General features: G+C 72.5%; 13 protein-coding genes. 3 read left to right on the top strand and 10 right to left on the bottom strand.

The window, feature by feature from the left end:
• Position 1 precedes the first annotated feature (1 nt).
• Both AFM16_RS24320 and AFM16_RS24315 read right to left on the bottom strand, forming a co-directional pair.
• On the bottom strand, positions 2–2,359 hold the full coding sequence (locus tag AFM16_RS24320; protein WP_245177787.1) for a glycosyltransferase: 2,358 nt from the start codon (positions 2,357–2,359) through the stop codon (positions 2–4).
• On the bottom strand, positions 2,356–3,789 hold the full coding sequence (locus AFM16_RS24315; protein ID WP_030783274.1) for a glycosyltransferase family 29 protein: 1,434 nt from the start codon (positions 3,787–3,789) through the stop codon (positions 2,356–2,358). Before AFM16_RS24315 ends, AFM16_RS24320 begins: the two co-directional genes overlap by 4 nt.
• A 209-nt stretch (positions 3,790–3,998) precedes the next feature.
• On the opposite strand from AFM16_RS24315, the gene AFM16_RS24310 reads away from it, so the two are divergent.
• On the top strand, positions 3,999–5,126 hold the full coding sequence (locus tag AFM16_RS24310; protein ID WP_245177786.1) for an acyltransferase family protein: 1,128 nt from the start codon (positions 3,999–4,001) through the stop codon (positions 5,124–5,126).
• Positions 5,127–5,165: 39 nt separating this feature from the next.
• On the opposite strand, the gene AFM16_RS24305 is transcribed toward AFM16_RS24310, so the two are convergent.
• Positions 5,166–5,816: a TetR/AcrR family transcriptional regulator C-terminal domain-containing protein gene (locus AFM16_RS24305; RefSeq protein ID WP_078634604.1), complete on the bottom strand. Its 651-nt coding sequence runs from the start codon at positions 5,814–5,816 to the stop codon at positions 5,166–5,168.
• Between the two features lie 70 nt (positions 5,817–5,886).
• On the opposite strand from AFM16_RS24305, the gene AFM16_RS24300 reads away from it, so the two are divergent.
• Positions 5,887–7,326, top strand: coding sequence for an FAD-dependent monooxygenase (locus AFM16_RS24300; protein WP_179123305.1), 1,440 nt, complete (start codon positions 5,887–5,889; stop codon positions 7,324–7,326).
• On the opposite strand, the gene leuE is transcribed toward AFM16_RS24300, so the two are convergent.
• The 3 genes from leuE to AFM16_RS24285 all read right to left on the bottom strand — a co-directional run bounded on the left by leuE (position 7,232) and on the right by AFM16_RS24285 (position 10,166).
• Entirely contained in the window at positions 7,232–7,882 is a 651-nt protein-coding gene (gene leuE / locus AFM16_RS24295) for a leucine efflux protein LeuE (protein WP_030783262.1), read from the bottom strand. The two genes, AFM16_RS24300 and leuE, sit on opposite strands and share 95 nt — an antisense overlap.
• Positions 7,883–7,912: 30 nt before the next feature.
• Positions 7,913–8,485, bottom strand: coding sequence for a Uma2 family endonuclease (locus AFM16_RS24290; protein ID WP_078634603.1), 573 nt, complete (start codon positions 8,483–8,485; stop codon positions 7,913–7,915).
• A 100-nt stretch (positions 8,486–8,585) separates the two neighbouring features.
• The gene (locus AFM16_RS24285) at positions 8,586–10,166 is read right to left on the bottom strand and encodes an acyl-CoA mutase large subunit family protein (protein WP_078634602.1); all 1,581 of its coding nucleotides are present in this window, start codon (positions 10,164–10,166) and stop codon (positions 8,586–8,588) included.
• Positions 10,167–10,279: 113 nt separating this feature from the next.
• Here AFM16_RS24285 and AFM16_RS24280 point away from each other — a divergent pair, with 113 nt between their 5' ends.
• A complete protein-coding gene (locus tag AFM16_RS24280; protein ID WP_078634601.1) occupies positions 10,280–11,107 on the top strand; it encodes a L,D-transpeptidase family protein in 828 nt (275 codons plus the stop codon).
• Between the two features lie 199 nt (positions 11,108–11,306).
• Here AFM16_RS24280 and AFM16_RS24275 read toward each other — a convergent pair whose 3' ends face one another.
• The 4 genes from AFM16_RS24275 to AFM16_RS24260 form a co-directional block, all read right to left on the bottom strand.
• A complete protein-coding gene (locus AFM16_RS24275) occupies positions 11,307–12,527 on the bottom strand; it encodes a hypothetical protein (protein WP_078634600.1) in 1,221 nt (406 codons plus the stop codon).
• A complete protein-coding gene (locus AFM16_RS24270) occupies positions 12,527–13,186 on the bottom strand; it encodes an RNA polymerase sigma factor (RefSeq protein ID WP_030787857.1) in 660 nt (219 codons plus the stop codon). Before AFM16_RS24270 ends, AFM16_RS24275 begins: the two co-directional genes overlap by 1 nt.
• 403 nt (positions 13,187–13,589) lie before the next feature.
• Positions 13,590–14,153: a hypothetical protein gene (locus tag AFM16_RS24265; protein ID WP_030787860.1), complete on the bottom strand. Its 564-nt coding sequence runs from the start codon at positions 14,151–14,153 to the stop codon at positions 13,590–13,592.
• A 165-nt stretch (positions 14,154–14,318) separates the two neighbouring features.
• Positions 14,319–15,986, bottom strand: a complete 1,668-nt coding sequence (locus AFM16_RS24260) for a beta-N-acetylhexosaminidase (protein ID WP_078637077.1) — start codon at positions 15,984–15,986, stop codon at positions 14,319–14,321.
• Positions 15,987–16,004 lie beyond the last annotated feature (18 nt).

Here is a 16,004-nt window from a genome sequence, read left to right as displayed (position 1 = left end):
GTCAGCCGCCCAGCAGGGCGCGCAGATCGGCCGCGTTGGCCTCGGTGGTCTTCCACAGCTCCTGCTGCCGCCCGTGCACGTCGGCGACGGTGCGGTCGTGGTCGGCGAGGAGGTCGCGGGCGCGTTCCACGAGGACGGCGGCGAGATCGCGGTCGTGCACCGAGACACCCCATTCGGGGCGGTCGATGTCGCGCAGGAAGTACGCCATCTTGGGGTGCGAGATGAGGCTGATGATCGGGGTGCCGCAGCCGAACGGGATCATGCCCGCGTGGCCGCGCATGCCGATGACCAGCTTGGTGCGGGCGTAGAGGTCGCGGATCTCGTCGTTGGCGAAGTCGTACATCGGGATGACGGGCAGCGACACGCCGTGCTCGCGGCGCAGGTCGAAGGCGAGCTTCTCGTCGTCCAGGGAGTGCGCCGCGCACTTCACCTCGGCCAGTGCGCCGAGGTCGCGGACGGCCTGGGCCATCTGGGCGAGGAAGTGGCCGTAGTCGTGGCCGAAGCGCAGGCCCGCGCGGTCGTAGGCGGCGTTGAGGAGGATGGTGTCCTCGCGGGCGACCGGGTCCTGCCAGCCGTCGATCAGGTGGCGGGTGACGGTGGTGGGGCAGGGCTGGAAGCGGACCTTGTCGTGGAGGCGGGCGGGGAGCATCGCCCGGACCTTCTCGATGGAGCCGTGGTTGCGCAGGCCGAAGAACGCCGACCGTTCGACGAGCAGCCGCAGCGAGGAGCGGAAGCGTTCGGCGCGGTAGGACTGGCCGTCGAAGGCGTTGAAGCCGACGGCGTAGACGGCGATCGGCACGTCGACGCGGGCGAGCAGGTCGTCGGGGACGTTCCACTGCCAGGCGCTGTTGCCGTTGGGCATGGTGTCCGGGATGAAGAGTCCGCCGCCGCCGATGACCAGGCCCCGGCGGGCGTTGACGCGTTCGAGGGCGGCCTCGTCGAAGAGCCGGTGGGCGTGGACGGAGTGCCAGCGGCGCGGGCCGGTGTCGGGGCCGAAGGCGAGCCGGACGCTCTCCGGGAGCAGCTTGTCGCCGGCGTTGCCCTGGCGGTCCATGTAGAACGCGACGTGCGCGAGCTGGTCCTCGGGGCGGCCGGCGGGCTGGGCGGGGACGCCGACGGTGCGCTGGTGCCAGAGGCGGGAGGCGCGGTGGGTCGGGTCGACGGTGAGTCCGGCGGTGGCGTGGGCGCGGGCCCGGTCGTCGTCGCCGTGCACCCAGGCGATCTGGGCGAGGCGGGCGAAGGCGGTGGCGGCCCGGTTGGGGGCGGCGGTGGCCAGCAGGAGCTGGGCCCTGGCCTCGTCGTAGCGGGAGACGCTCATCAGGGCGTGCCCGTAGACCTCGTGCGGCCATGCCTCGTCGATGGGCAGACGGACCCGTTCCAGGATGTCGACGGCGGCCTGGTAGTCGCCGGCGCCGATGTGGGCGAGGGCGACCTTGCGGGCGGTGTCGACGTCTCCGGTGCGTGCGACGTGCGGGGTGCCGTAGTGCACCAGCAGGTCGTGGTGGAGGGTGTCGCCGGACTCCAGGTAGGCGGCGTGGAGTTCGGCGTCGGTCAGCTCGAAGGCGGCCCAGCGCTCCTGCGCGAGCCCGTAGCCGGCCTCGCCGCCCTGCCAGGGCTTGTGGCGGCCGGTGAAGTGCAGGACGGCGGTGTCCTCGGGGACCGGGAGGTCGCCGGAGAGCCGGCGCTTGACGAAGTTGTACCGGGGGTCGAGGTCGACGAAGTCGCCGTCCAGGAGAGCGTTCAGGATGCCCTGGTCGTGCTTGTCCAGCTCGTAGGTGCCGGCCCGGCCGATCGCGTCGATCTTCGCGCAGAACGCGTCGGTCAGATACTCCTTCTGGATGACGAGGAGCCCGCTGTTGAGCATCCGGGTCTTGTCGCCGTAGAAGAACTGCGGGACGGCGGCGAGGCCGTGGCGCAGGGTGAGGAGTTCGGTGATCGGGCCGAGGACCACCATGTCGGTGTCCAGGGTGATCACGGTGTCGTAGTCGCGGATCCGGAAGACGTCGAGGATGAAGTACGCCTTGCGGACCAGGTAGTTGTCCTGGTCGCCCTTGACGTAGGAGTCGTAGTGGGCGGCGTTCACACGACGGAACTTCACGCGCGGGTGCAGGGCGCGGACGGCGGCGACGGAGGCGGGGCGCAGCCCGTCGTGGAGGACGACGAAGTCCTCGCAGACGTCCGGGTTGGACAGCGCGAGGGAGCGCAGCAGGGCGAGGAAGCCGGGCAGGTAGTTCTCGTCGACGAAGCTCGCGAAGGCGATCCGGCGCTTGCCGGTGAGCGCGCTCGCGTCGGCGACGGGGGCGGCCGGGGCCGTGGCGTCGGCGGTGTGGGGCGCGGGGGTCGGTATGGAGGTGGTCAACGCAGGGAAATCCTCAAGTCGGAGACGCTCTGGGCCCGTTCCATGACCCACGCCTTCTCGCTGCCGTATGCGTGCACGTTGGTGATGGCCAGCTTCATCGCCTCGGGGAGGCGGTAGGCGCCGCTCTCGTAGAAGTCGAAGCCGATCAGGTCGAGGGTGGGGCTGACGTCGAGGAAGTCGAGCAGCCAGAGCATGTTGAAGCCGGAGGTGGGGATGCCGGTGAGATGGTCGGTGCTCGCGCCGCCGAGGGCGCGCACCGGCCAGCGCAGCGACTCGTCGTTGACGTGACGCTGGGCGCCCGGGACCAGCTTGTTGCGGACCGAGTACTTCCAGTCGGGCGAGTTGCCGCCGAACACGAGCCGGGTGTCGACCGGCTGCTCCCAGTTGTAGGCGTGCTTGTGGATGGTGACGTGGATGTCGGTCTTCCGGCCCGTGTGCGCCGGGTCGATGCGGTACGAGTTGAAGCGGACCACGAGGTCGTAGGCGTCGATCTCGGAGCCGAGCGAACTCTCGGCGATGCTGCCGGAGTTGGCGATCAGGCAGACCGACTTTCCGGCGATCCGGTTGCGGAACTCGCCGAGGCTCAGCCACTGCACCCCGCCGAAGAGGGGGTCGGGGACCGGGCCGCGCATCCGGTTGCGGCGGGTGTCGGCGTACCGGGCGAGGGCCTGGGTGAGTTCGGCGGTGGGCCGGGGCTGTTCGGCGGTGGCGAGGTCCAGGTACTGGGCGAACGCCTCCAGGATCTCGCCCTCGGGGGCGCCCTGCCGGTCCATGGCGCGCAGCGCGCCGACCAGCCGGGCCCGCGCGCCGTCGTGGTCGCCCGCGGTGTGCGCGGCGAGCCCGTCGGCCCAGACGTCGGTGGCGGGGCCGTCGGAGAAGCGGTCGGAGCCGGGGGCGGTGGCCTCCAGGAGGGTGAGCAGTTCGGCGCGGGCCTTGGTGGCGGCGTGGATGCCGTCGACGCGGGCGCGGACGCCGAAGCCGTCCTCCTTGGTGAGGTCGAGATAGCGCTCGTAGGCGTCGGCGGCGTCCTCGGGACGGCCCAGGGCCTCCAGGACCCGGCCGCGCAGCCGCTGGCCTGCGCGGGAGTTGCGGCGCTGCTGGAGGATCGTCTCGGTGATCAGCTCGGCCAGCCGCAGTTCGTCGTCGTAGCCGCAGACGACCGCCTTGTCGCCGACGGCGAGCAGGGCGTCGAGGACGTCGTTGCCGAGGGCGCCCGATCCGGAGGCGCCCGAGGCGGCCGCCTTGGTGCGCCGCAGGATGCCGGTGGCGGTGACCGGCGGGGCGGTCCGCTCCTGGGCCGCCCACAGGGCGAGCAGCCGGCGCAGCGCCTCGGCGAGCGCGAGGCGGCGGGGGTCGAGGCTGCCGACCAGCTTGCCGCTGTGCGCCGAGCACGCTCGCAGGGCTTCGTCCAGCGTTCGGACCCTCGTCATGGTTCTCCTGGCGTTGAAACTGCATATGAAAAGACACGTGATGGATGCGCGTCGAGGGGAGGCCGAAAGAACGTAAGAAAGCAAAACGACGCCCAGATGAACCCCTTGGAACAGGGCGGCGAATGCTGATGGCGTCGAACAGGAGTTTCGCGGGTGAAGTCATAGAGTCCGCATGGACGGCACCCAGGCGAATCCCGAGGTACACCGGCGTGACACAGACGGTCGTGAACACGGCACAGGAGAGCCCCGCTGCCGCCGCTCCCCCGCAGGCGGCGCCACCCGGCGGCCGGCTGCGCGCCCTGGACGGACTGCGGCTGCTGGCCGCGCTGATGGTGGCCTGCTACCACTACGGCGGCCGGGGCGGCGAGATCACCCACGCCTGGGGCGCCTCGCCGGACCGGGTGTTCCCGGTCCTGCACACGCCGTTCGCCTACGGCTGTCTCGGCGTCCAGATCTTCTTCGTGATCAGCGGGTTCGTCATCTGCATGAGCGGCTGGGGCCGTTCGCCGCGCTCCTTCCTCGCCTCCCGCGCGGCCCGGCTGATGCCCGCCTACTGGGTCGCGGTCGTCCTGGTCACCGCTGTCTTCGCGCTGCCCGTCGTCGCCTACGAGGCGGTCTCACCGAGCGACGCCCTGGTGAACCTGACCCTGCTTCAGCAGCCGCTGGGCGTGGACCGGGTGCTCGGCGTGGACTGGACGCTCTGGGCGGAGGTGCGGTTCTACGCCCTGTTCGCGGTGTGCGTGGTGCTGCCGGGCGCGACCCGGCGCCGGGTGCTCGTGTTCTGCGCGGGCTGGATCCTGGCGGCGGCGGTCGCGCAGGGCGCGCGGCAGCCGGTGCTCGACCTCGTGCTGATGCCGCAGTACGCGCCGTTCTTCGTCGGCGGGGTCGGCCTGTACCTGGTGCACCGCGACCGCCGTGACCCGTACGCCTGGGGGATCACCGCGGTGGGCTTCCTGGTCGGCCAGCACTACGCGGTGCGCGAGCTGTGGAACGCCGCCGACCCGGACGCCTTCGCCCACCGCACGAGCTTCGGCATCGTCGCGGTGGTCGCCCTCGGGTTCGCCGCCGTCGCGGCCATCGCGCTGGGCCTGCTGGAGCGGGTGAACTGGCGTTGGCTGACGGCTGCCGGGGCCCTCACGTACCCGTTCTACCTGGTGCACGAGCATCTGGGCTGGGTCGTCGTGGAGACCCTGCACCGGCGGCTCGGGGTGCCGTCGGCCGCGACCTTCGCGCTGACGGTCGTCTCGATGCTGGTGCTGGCGCGGGTGCTGAACAAGATGGTCGAGGAACGGCTGACTCCGCGGATGCGGAAGGCGCTGGCGGCGCCGCGGGGGTGAATTCCCGGTGAATCGACGGTAATACGCGAGAGGCTCCTCTCAGGAAATTCCGTAGCGCGCCCCGATTCCCGCGACGACGATGTCCAGACCTTCCTCGAAATGCGTGCCGTAGTCGGTGAAGATCTCCGCGCCCGCACGGGCCGTGAGCGGGAAATCCGCGAACAGCCGGGCGCGTTCCGCCACGTCGTAGCCCTCGCGCCGCTCGTCCGGCAGCGGCTGCACGCCCTGCTCCTCGACGACGAACCCGATGGTGTACGTGAACGCCGTCGTCGTCGCCCGGACGGCCTGGCCGAGGGTGAAGCCGGCCGCCGTGAACAGCCGCAGCGTCTCCTCCATCGCGTGGGCGTGCTCGGTGCCGGTGAAGCGTGAGCCGCTGAACACCTTCGCGCCGTCCCGGTAGGCGAGCAGCGCGTCCCGCAGCCCGTGGTTGGCCTTGCGCAGCCGCTCCTGCCAGGTGTCGCCGGGGTCGAGCCGGGTCCTGGCGACCATCCGCCGGTACATCTCGGTCGCCATCTCGTCGAGCAGCGCCTGCTTGTCCTTGAAGTGCCAGTACAGGGCGGGCGCCTTCACATCGAGTTCCTTGGCGATGGCGCGCAGGGTCAGCCCGTCCAGGCCGGTCTCGTTCAGCAGGGCCAGGGCGGTGTCCGCGACGCGCTTGCGGTCGAGGGGGGCTCGTCGTCCGGTGGTCACACTTGACAGTTTAACGCCGTTAAGGGCACGCTCGGGAGGGACGGCACTTAACAGCGTTAAGGAGAGAGGGATGACAGTGCACACGGACGTACTCGTCGTCGGCGCGGGCCCCACCGGCCTCGCCCTCGGCATCGACCTGGCCCGGCGCGGGGTGGACGCGGTGGTGGTGGAGCGGGGCGAGACCCTGGCCCCCGGCTCCCGCGGCAAGGGCATCCAGCCCCGCACGATGGAGGTCTACGAGGATCTGGGCGTCCTCGACGAGATTCTCGCCGCCGGCGGGCCCTACCCGGTCGGCATGATCTGGCAGGACGGCCGGCAGGCCGGGGAACACCGGATGTTCGACCCGGCGGAGGACGGCGAGGAGGGCTCGCGCTTCACCGCACCCTGGATGGTCCCGCAGTGGCGCAACCAGGAGATCCTGCGGGCCCGGCTGGCGGAGCTGGGCGGCGAGGTGCTCTTCGGCCACGAACTGGTGCGGATCGAGCAGGACCCGGAGGGCGTGACGGCGCACTTCGCCACCGGTGCGCCGGTGCGCGCCCGCTACGCCGTCGCCGCCGACGGGGGCCGCTCGGCGGTGCGGCGGGCGCTGGGCGTCACGATGGCCGGCGAGACGGTCGATCCGGACCCGCTGCTGGTGGCGGACGTGCGGATCCCCGGCCTGGGGCGGGAGTGGTGGCACGTCTTCCCGCCGGGCGGCGAAGGGGCGGGGTTCCTGGCGCTGTGCCCGCTCGCCGGGACGGAGGACTTCCAGCTCGTGGCACAGTTCCCGGACGGCACCGGCATCGACCTCTCCCCGGACGGGGTGCGGAAGGTCGTCGGCGAGCGCACGCATCTGGCGCCCGGGGAGGTGACCGAGGTCCGCTGGACGTCGGACTTCCGTCCGCGCGCGGCCCTGGCGGACCGCTTCCGCGCGGGCCGGGTCTTCCTCGCCGGGGACGCCGCGCACATCCACTCCCCCGCCGGCGGCCAGGGTCTGAACACCAGCGTGCAGGACGCCTACAACCTGGGCTGGAAGCTGGGCGCGGTGCTCGGCGGCCGGGCGGCCGAGAGCCTCCTCGACACCTACGAGGAGGAGCGCAGGCCGGTCGCGGCGCGGATGCTCGGCCTGTCGACGGCGATCCACCGGGACGAGGCCCGGCGCGGGGCCGGTACCCGGCAGCTCGGTCTGAACTACCGGGAGTCGTCACTGACCGAGGAGACGAGGGCCGCGCCCGGCGTGCTGCGCGCGGGAGACCGGATCCCCGACGTGACGGTGGACGGCGTCCGCCTGTTCGACCGTCTCAAGGGCCCGGACTGGACCCTGCTGACCCTGCCGGACGGCGTGTTCCTGGTCCGCCCGGACGGCTACGCGGGATGGGCGGGCACCACGACGGACGGCCTGGCCGAGTACCGGGCGCGGGTGGGGGCCCGACCCGTCAGGCGCTGGCCACGGACAGCTTCACCGCGAACCCGAGGAACAGCGCACCGGCCGCGGACGTCGCCCCGGCCGCCAGCCGCTTGCGCCGGCTGAAGGCCGCCGCGAGCCGGGTCCCGCCGAAGATCAGCGCGCTCAGATACAGGAAGCTCGCCACCTGCGCGAACGCCCCGAGCACCACGAACGACAGCGCCGGGTACGCGTATCCGGGGTCGACGAACTGAACGAAGAAGGCCACGAAAAAGAGGATCGCCTTGGGGTTGAAGAGGCTGATCACCAGCGCCCGCCGGAAGGGGCGCTCGTCCGAGACGGGGGCTTCCCCGGCCTCGCTCAGGGCGCGCTCCCGCCGGGTGCGCCACATCCCCCACGCGGCCCGCAGCATCCCGATCGCGAGCCAGGTCAGATAGCCGGCGCCCGCGTACTTCACGATCCCGAACAGCACGGCGTTGGCCTGGAGCAGCGAGGCGACACCGGCGGCGGACAGCGTCATCAGCACGGTGTCCCCGCACCAGACCCCGGCCGCGGCGGTGTACCCGGTCCGCACCCCGCGCCGGGCTGCGGCGGAGAGCACATAGAGGGAGTTGGGCCCCGGAAGGAGAACGATCAGAACGAGACCCGCGAGATAGGTGGGAAGGTCGATGACACCGAACATGGGCACGAGTGTCGCACGGGGGTCCGACAGTCAGTCGTCGCCGTCCAGGAGGGTGTCCACGGACAGGTCGAGGGCGACCCCGACGGACTCGGGGACCGGCACGCTCTGCCCGCGCTTGAAGCGGACGGGGTCGGGATACTCGCCGTCGGCGGGGTCGGTGTAGAGGAGGACCTCGCCGTGCTTGCGGTCGGCGACGAGGTAGGCGGGGATGCCTGCTCGGGCGTAGACATCGACCTTGGTGGCCGTGTCGTTGGTCCAATTGGAGGAGGTCACCTCCACGACCAGCCGGAAGACGAACGGGGCGTAGCAGTTCTTCTCGACGAGCGCGTCCTTGTAGTCGTCGTCGACGACGGAGAGGTCCGGCACCGCGTAGTCGTCAGGGCCGGTCGGCAGCCACAGGCCGATCCCTTGCACATACCTGAGCCCTGCCTTCCTGGCCCCGACCTCGGCGAACTTCTCGATGAGCCAGGTCAGCGTGTCCTGGTGCGGACCGTCCGGCGGCGGTGTCACGACGATGCTCCCGTTCAGGATCTCCACCCGGTGCCCGGGCAGCTCCTCCCACAGCCGGTCGGCAGCATCGGCGAGCGACGACTCGTGCAGCATCACAGCCACGGCACCCTCCTTGTCGGGAACACCCTCCACGAGCGTATCCACGAGCGGGCGGATTTGGCCCCCGATCACCCGTTCGCATGAATCACCCAGCTCAAAACACATCCGACGGCTCATAGGACCCCCACACCTCCCGGAGGGCCCCGCACACCTCGCCCACCGTCGCCCGGGCGCGCAGCGCCTCCTTCATCGGGTACAGGATGTTGTCCCGGCCCTCGGCCGCCTTGCGCAGGGCGTCCAGGGTGGAGTCGACCGCGCCCCGGTCGCGGTCGGCCCGGAGCCGGGCGAGCCGCTCCGCCTGCCGGGCCTCGATCGCCGGGTCGACGCGGAGGGGCTCGTACGGTTCCTCCTCGTCCAGGCGGAAGCGGTTGACGCCGACGACGACCCGTTCGCCGGAGTCGGTCTCCTGGGCGATCCGGTAGGCGGAGCGTTCGATCTCGGACTTCTGGAAGCCCTGCTCGATGGCGGCGACCGCGCCGCCCAGGTCCGCCACCCGCCGCATCAGGGCGAGCGCGGCCTCCTCGACGTCGTCCGTCATCCGCTCGATCGCGTACGACCCGGCGAAGGGGTCGACGGTCGCGGTCACGTCCGTCTCGTACGCGAGGACCTGCTGGGTGCGCAGGGCGAGCCGGGCGCTCTTGTCGGTGGGCAGCGCGATCGCCTCGTCGAAGGAGTTGGTGTGCAGCGACTGGGTGCCGCCGAGCACCGCGGCGAGGCCCTGCACGGCCACCCGCACCAGGTTGACCTCCGGCTGCTGGGCCGTGAGCTGCACGCCCGCGGTCTGGGTGTGGAACCGCAGCATCAGCGACCTGGGGTTGCGCGCCCCGAACTCCTCCCGCATCAGCCGCGCCCAGATCCGGCGGGCGGCACGGAACTTGGCGACCTCCTCCAGGATCGTCGTACGGGCCACGAAGAAGAAGGACAGGCGCGGGGCGAAGTCGTCGACGTCCATGCCGGCCGCCACCGCCGTACGGACGTACTCGACACCGTCCGCCAGGGTGAACGCGATCTCCTGCACGGGCGAGGCCCCGGCCTCGGCCATGTGGTAGCCGGAGATCGAGATGGTGTTCCACTTCGGGATCTCCGCCCCGCAGTACCGGAAGATGTCGGCGGTCAGCCGCAGCGACGGCTTGGGCGGGAAGATGTACGTCCCGCGCGCGATGTACTCCTTCAGCACGTCGTTCTGGATCGTGCCGGTGAGCCGGTCCGGCGCCACGCCCTGTTCCTCCGCGACCAGTTGGTAGAGGAGGAGCAGCAGGGCGGCGGGCGCGTTGATCGTCATGGACGTCGAGACCCGGTCCAGCGGGATCCCGTCGAACAGCACCCGCATGTCGTCGGCCGAGTCGATCGCGACGCCCACCTTGCCGACCTCGCCGTGCGCGATCGGGGCGTCGGAGTCGTGGCCCATCTGGGTGGGCAGGTCGAAGGCGACCGACAGGCCGGTGGTGCCGTGGGCGATCAGTCGCCGGTAGCGGGCGTTGGACTCCGCGGCCGTGCCGAAACCGGCGTACTGGCGCATGGTCCACGGGCGGCCCGTGTACATCGACGGGTACACGCCCCGTGTGAAGGGGTACGCCCCCGGTTCCCCGAGCCGCTCGGCGGGGTCCCAGCCCGCGAGGGCGTCCGGCCCGTACACCGGCTCGACGGGCAGATGGGACTCCGACTCGCGCGCCATGGGGGTGATCCCTCCCTGTCGAGGTGCCCACCGGTCCGCGGACCGGTTTTCCGTGCCGTTCACCACCATGCCGCTCCGTTCGCGGGACGTCATCCGGGGGGAACATCACTGGCATGCGGATCCGGAGATCGATCACCGCCCTGGCCGGCACGGCGGCCCTGGCGACGGTGTGCGGCTGTACCGTGCAGGCGCGGGAGGCGGACGGCGGAACACGCCCGTCCGTGCGGGCCGAGGCCACCGGCGAGCCCTCGGCGGCGGGCGCGAGCGCCGACGACAAGCCCCGCGCGGCCCCCACCCCCACTCCCGCCCCCGCCGTCCTGTGGTCCCACGGCGACACCGGGCCGGACGTCCGTGAACTCCAGGCCCGGCTGCGGCAGATCGCCTGGCTCTTCGAGGGGCCGACGGGCACGTACGACCGGGCCACCGAGCGGGCGGTGGAGGGGTTCCAGGGCAAGCGCGGGCTGCCGCGGACCGGGCGCACCGACACCGTCACCTGGCAGCGGCTGCTGGGGATGACCCGCGAACCGGGCCGGTGGGAGCTGTATCTGATGGGCGGTCAGCCGGCCGCGGCCCCCGATCCGCGCTGTCTGACCGGGCGGGTGCTGTGCGTCGACAAGACCAGCCGCACCCTGCGCTGGATGATCGACGGACGGACCCTGTCGACGGTGTCGGTCCGCTTCGGCTCGCAGTACACCCCGACCCGCGAGGGCGTGTTCCGCGTGTACTTCAAGTCCCGCCACCACGTGTCCACGCTCTACGACTCGCCGATGCCCTACGCGATGTTCTTCAGCGGCGGCCAGGCGGTGCACTACTCGGCCGACTTCACGGCCCGCGGATACGCCGGTGCCTCGCACGGCTGTGTGAACGTCCGGGACGAGGCGGCGATCGCGGGGCTCTTCGCGCAGGTCCGCACCGGCGACAAGGTCGTCGTGTCCTGGTGAGACCGGAGAGGGTGTGGGGCGCGGGCGGGACCGGGGGAACGTGTCCCGCCCGCGCCAGGTGCACGAGCCGTCGGTACGGGGGGAACCCCGGCTCAGTGCGAGGGCCGATGACCAGTCGGCTCACTTCTTACTGCGCCGGGACCTCCGAAAACGTCACACCCGGCGCGGAAAATGTTTCACGCGAGGGGAAAAGCGCAGGTCAGCGGCGGTTGTGGTGACCGCCGTGGCCACCACGGCCGCCTCGGGAGTGACCGTCACGGCCGTCCCGGCCGTCCCGCTCGCCGTGTCCCCGGTGGTGGCCGTCCCCGTCCCCGTCGTCCCCGTCGCCGCGACCGGATGCGCCGTCGCTGCCGTCGGAGCCGTCGGAGCCGTCGCCGGAGTCGCCGCCGGGGGTCTCGTAGCCGTTCCGGCCGTCACGGGTGTCCCGGGTGTCCCGGTCCTTGCCGTCCCGGCCGTCCCTGCCGTACTGACCGTCACGGGAGTCCCCCCGGCCGTCCCCCCTCCCCGCGACGCTCTTGAGGAGGTCCGCGCAGTACGTCCGTACCCGTGCCGGACCGCCGGCCAGGCGCTCCAGGGCCCGGGTGCGGTCGGCGTCCGGGGTCCGCCCCGCCCGCAGGTCGCGGCAGGAGGAGAGCGCGCCGTCGCGCCGGAGGCCCTCACCGTCCCGGGCGTCGGTGCCGTCGTCGCGGGAGTCGGTGTCGCCGGAGGCGCCGGGTGCGGCCGAGCCGCCCGCGCTGCCGGGGGTGTCGGGCGTGGCCCGGCCCGTGGCGCCGGCGGTGACGTCCGGTTCCGGGGAGGCCGACGGCCGTTCGGGGCTCGCGGGGGCCGAGACGGAGGCGCCGGGCGGGGCCGGCTCGCCGTCGAAGGGGCCCGGCAGCACCCCGGTGCCGGCCGCGACCGCGACCCCGCCGGCCAGGCCGACGGCCAGCGCGGCGGCGACCGAGAACCGGGCGGTGCGGCTCCAGCGGGACCGTCCGGCGGCCTTCGAGGGCCGGGGCCGCCCGATCCGCACCAGCCCGGCGTCGGACTCGTGCGCGACGGCGGTCCGGGGGCGCGGTACGGCGACGGAGGCGGTACGGCGGGCGGTGCGCAGGTCGGACAACTCGTCGACGGCGTACGCCTCTTGGGTGGCGTACGGCAATGCGACGGGAGGTTGCTCGGCGGGGGTCTCGCAGAGTGCGTCGGCGGCGCGGGCACTGCGGAACGCGGCCAGGGCGGCCGCCTCGCCCGGGAGTTCACCGGCGTCCGGAACGGGCGCGTCCGCGAGGGACGACAGCGCGGCCAGGGTGCGGACGAGCTGCTCCGCCTCGTCACGGTCGACCTTCGAGGCCGTGGGGCCGACCGCGTCGTCGGCCGACGCGCCGCGCAGCAGACGCTCCGCCGTCTCGCGGTCGAGCCACCCGTCCTGCTTGTCGGCCATCACATGTCCTTCTGCGTCCGCGTGCGCCCATGCGTCACTGTGGCGGACGTCACCGCGCGCGAGCGCGGGTCCCGCTGGGGCGGCAGGGCATCGAGCACGCCGGCCGTCTCCGCGTCGTCGCCGAGGAGTTCGGCGAGCTTCTTCAGACCGCGGTGCGCGGCCGTGCGGACGGCGCCGGGCCGCTTGCCGAGGGTCTCCGCGGCGCTCTTGGCGTCCAGGCCCATCACCACCCGCAGCACGACGGCCTCGGCCTGGTCCTGCGGGAGCCGGGCGATGAGGTCGAGGGTGCGGCCGGTGGCGAGCGCCTCGATGGCCTCGCCCGCGGTGTCGGACTCGGCGGGCCGCCCGGTCAGTTCGGTCTCGTCGCCGCCGATCGCCGGGCGCCGTCCGCGCATCCGGATGTGGTCCAGCGCGCGGTTGCGGGCGATCCGGGCGGCCCAGCCGCGGAACCGGTCGGCGTCACCGCTGAACCGGTCGAGGTCGCGGGCGATCTGGAGCCAGGACTCGGAGGTGACGTCCTCGGCGTCGGGATCCCCGACCAGTGTGCGTACGTACCCGAGCAGGCGCGGATGCACCGTGCGGTACACAGCACGGAACGCGCTCTCGTCCCCGTGCTGTGCCGCGAGCACCGCGGCGGTCAGCTCCGCGTCGTCCCCCACGTCGTGGTTTCCTCGGTCGAAGGTCGGTCGACGATCGGTCGACGCGCTGTCGATAGTCGGTCGATAGGTCTGTCGATGGTCGGTCGATGGGCGGTCGACGGGCGTCGGTCCGGGACCGCTGGTCGTCGCGGTGGTCATGCCGCTCGCCCGTTCGGCGCGAAAGGCACGTTACGACCTGAAACCGCCACGCGTCCATGTCCGTACAACATGCAACTAACTCGTGACACGGGAATCCCCGCGGGGGTGTGACAGAAAACGCACCCATGGCGCTGAACAGAACACGGGTCGCCGCGCGACCCGTACCGCGCGACGGCCGGGGCCTCTCCTGTGGGGGGTGGCGGCCCCGGTCGTCTCGCACAAGTCCCTTGCCGCCGACCGGTGTCGGGCGCCGCCCACCCCCGCCTCAGGCGCGGCCGCGGGCCCGGCGGGAGACCACCGCGCGCAGGACGCGACGGCCCTCCGTGCAGACCTCCAGCGCCGGGCGCAGACCGCCCGCGCCATGGCCGGCGAGAAGTTCCAGGACGGTGATCTGGCGCCGCAGTTCGGCGGCGACCAGCGGTGACATGCCCTCGGTACGGCCCTCGCGGCGGGAGTCGACGCCGACGGCGTCCTCGGCCGGGTCGAGCAGCCGGTGGATCTGGAGCGAGGCGACCGAGCAGGCGTCGGCCCACAGCCGCACCTCGGCGGGCGTCGGGTCCTCCGGGGCCGCGTCCAGCATCCGGCGGGCCAGCCGCGCGGCCTCGTCACCGCCGTCGTCACCGTCCCCGTCGCCCTGTCCGAGCTTGTTGCGGGCCTGGGCCAGGCCCTGGCCCCAGTCCCCGGCGCCGCTCTCGGCGAGGCTCGCCCACAGCGGGCGCAGGATCTCGTCGTCGCCTCCGAGCAACGGCACGCACCGATCCAAACAAGCCAACCCGCTCGCGGCCAGCCCGCGTTCGTCGGCCTGACCGATCAGTTCCACCAGGCTCATCCACGTCTCCCTCGCCAAGGCTCCACGCTTACAGAGCCCGCACTTCCCCTTACTGCGCGCGACGGGGCAAGACTGTCACAGAGAACATTTTCGGCCAAGTGTTCTCGTGAGATCGGATCGACCGAGAGTGAGAACAGGCGGTGAGAGGGGGCGGTGAGAGGGGCGTCAGCCGAGCCGGCCCGCCAGTGTCGTGAACTGCGCCCAGGACAGCGACGGCTGCCGTGCGTCCCACAGCTTCTGCGCGGTCGCCCGCAGCGGCATCCGGATGCCGGCCGCGACCTGGTCCTGTGTCTGGGAGTTCGCGAGGTCGCACCAGACGGCGAAGGACCCGCCGAGGATCTGGGCGTCGTAGCGGGCGGGCACCGCCGTGCTGCCGCGCAGCACCCTCGGGGTCCACTGCTCGTAGATGCGCTGCCCGGTGGGGTAGACGAAGGTCTGCGGCTCGCCGAGCACGTAGTAGAGGTACTCGTCGTTGTAGTTGAGCACCTTGCGGCCCGCCGCCAGATAGTCCGTGGGCACCCGCGCCCCGATCTCCTTGCCGGTCCAGTAGGCGACCACGAGGTCGGAGGCGGGCTTCACGGAGGTGTTCCGGAAGAAGCCGTCGTTCCACACGCGCATGGTCCGGCCGTGGGCGCGCATGGTGTCGGCGCGGTCGTTCAGCCAGCCGGTCGCCAGGTCGGCGACGCCCGCCCCGGAGCCGAACCGCGCCCGGGAGGCCGCGGCGAGCTGCGGGTAGGAGGCGGACGGGTTCGCGACGGTCAGCGCCTGGTACTCGTCGCCGCCGAGGTGCCACTGCGCGCCGGGGAACAGATCGGCGTACTCGTCGAGCAGGTCGTCGAGGAGGTTCGCCGAGTCCTCCTTGGAGATGTCGATCGCCCCGCGGGTCGCGACCCCGTTGACGTTGCGCAACTGGAGCGCGGGGTGGGCGGCGAGCACCGCGCCGAGGTGCCCCGGCGAGTCGATCTCCGGTACGACGGTGATGTGCCGCTCGGCCGCCAGCGCGACGATCTTCTTGACCTGCGCCTTGGTGAGGTGCTGCGGCGCCACGATCTCCGGGTGGCTGTCGGACTCGATGCGGAAGGACTGGTCGTCGGAGAAGTGCAGCCCGAGCTGGTTGAACTTCAGGTCCCCCAGCTCCCGCACCCGGTCCTCGATCCACCCGGCGGTGAAGTGCTTGCGGGCGATGTCGAGCATGAACCCGCGCTGCGGCTTGGCCGGCGCGTCCCGTACGACGCCCTCCGGGGCCGTACCCCCGCCGCGCACCTCCTGCTTGAGGGTGCGGGTGCCGTAGAACACCCCGGCGTCCGAGGGTCCGCTGACGGTGACACGGCCCCCGCGCACGGTCATGGTGTACGACTCCGGGTTCGCGCCCGCGTCGTCGTTCAGCGCCAGCCGCAGGTCACCGGCGCGGACGTCGCTCTTCTTCCCCGCGTACGTCATGCCCAGCTCGCCCGCGATCAGCCGGCCCTCGTCGGCGAGGTCGCCGTCGCTCACCACCACGCGGTGTCCGGCGGCGGGGCGCCAGCCGGGGCCGCGGGCGGGGGTGTGGGCGCCCACGGCGGGGATGGTGCGCGGGGCGGTGGACAGGGCGTAGGAGCGGCTGGGGGTCGGGGTGGCCGGGGCGCGGCCGGTGCCGGCGGGGCCGTCGCCGTCGGTGCCCCGGGCCGTGTCGCGGCCCGCCGTCGCCCCGGTGGACTCGCCGTCGTCGCCCGACGCGGCGTACAGCCCCAGCCCCAGGCCGAGCGCGACGACCAGGCCGCCGGCTATCAGAGCCCGCGGCGCGACACGCTGCTGCTGTTTCCTCTGGGGCGCCCGGCGCCGGTGCCTGCTCACGCCGCCCACGGTACGACC

Source organism: Streptomyces antibioticus (assembly GCF_002019855.1).
Taxonomy (GTDB): domain Bacteria; phylum Actinomycetota; class Actinomycetes; order Streptomycetales; family Streptomycetaceae; genus Streptomyces; species Streptomyces antibioticus_B.
This window is presented reverse-complemented; position numbering and strand designations above follow the sequence as displayed.

What these genes read in the sequence shown, in the direction of transcription:
- AFM16_RS24315 (WP_030783274.1), bottom strand. Translation starts at nt 3,789, where the DNA reads ATGACGAGGGTCCGAACGCTGGACGAAGCCCTGCGAGCGTGCTCGGCG.
- AFM16_RS24300 (WP_179123305.1), top strand. Translation starts at nt 5,887, where the DNA reads ATGACAGTGCACACGGACGTACTCGTCGTCGGCGCGGGCCCCACCGGC.
- leuE (WP_030783262.1), bottom strand. Translation starts at nt 7,882, where the DNA reads ATGTTCGGTGTCATCGACCTTCCCACCTATCTCGCGGGTCTCGTTCTG.
- AFM16_RS24290 (WP_078634603.1), bottom strand. Translation starts at nt 8,485, where the DNA reads ATGCTGCACGAGTCGTCGCTCGCCGATGCTGCCGACCGGCTGTGGGAG.
- AFM16_RS24285 (WP_078634602.1), bottom strand. Translation starts at nt 10,166, where the DNA reads ATGGCGCGCGAGTCGGAGTCCCATCTGCCCGTCGAGCCGGTGTACGGG.
- AFM16_RS24280 (WP_078634601.1), top strand. Translation starts at nt 10,280, where the DNA reads ATGCGGATCCGGAGATCGATCACCGCCCTGGCCGGCACGGCGGCCCTG.
- AFM16_RS24275 (WP_078634600.1), bottom strand. Translation starts at nt 12,527, where the DNA reads ATGGCCGACAAGCAGGACGGGTGGCTCGACCGCGAGACGGCGGAGCGT.
- AFM16_RS24265 (WP_030787860.1), bottom strand. Translation starts at nt 14,153, where the DNA reads ATGAGCCTGGTGGAACTGATCGGTCAGGCCGACGAACGCGGGCTGGCC.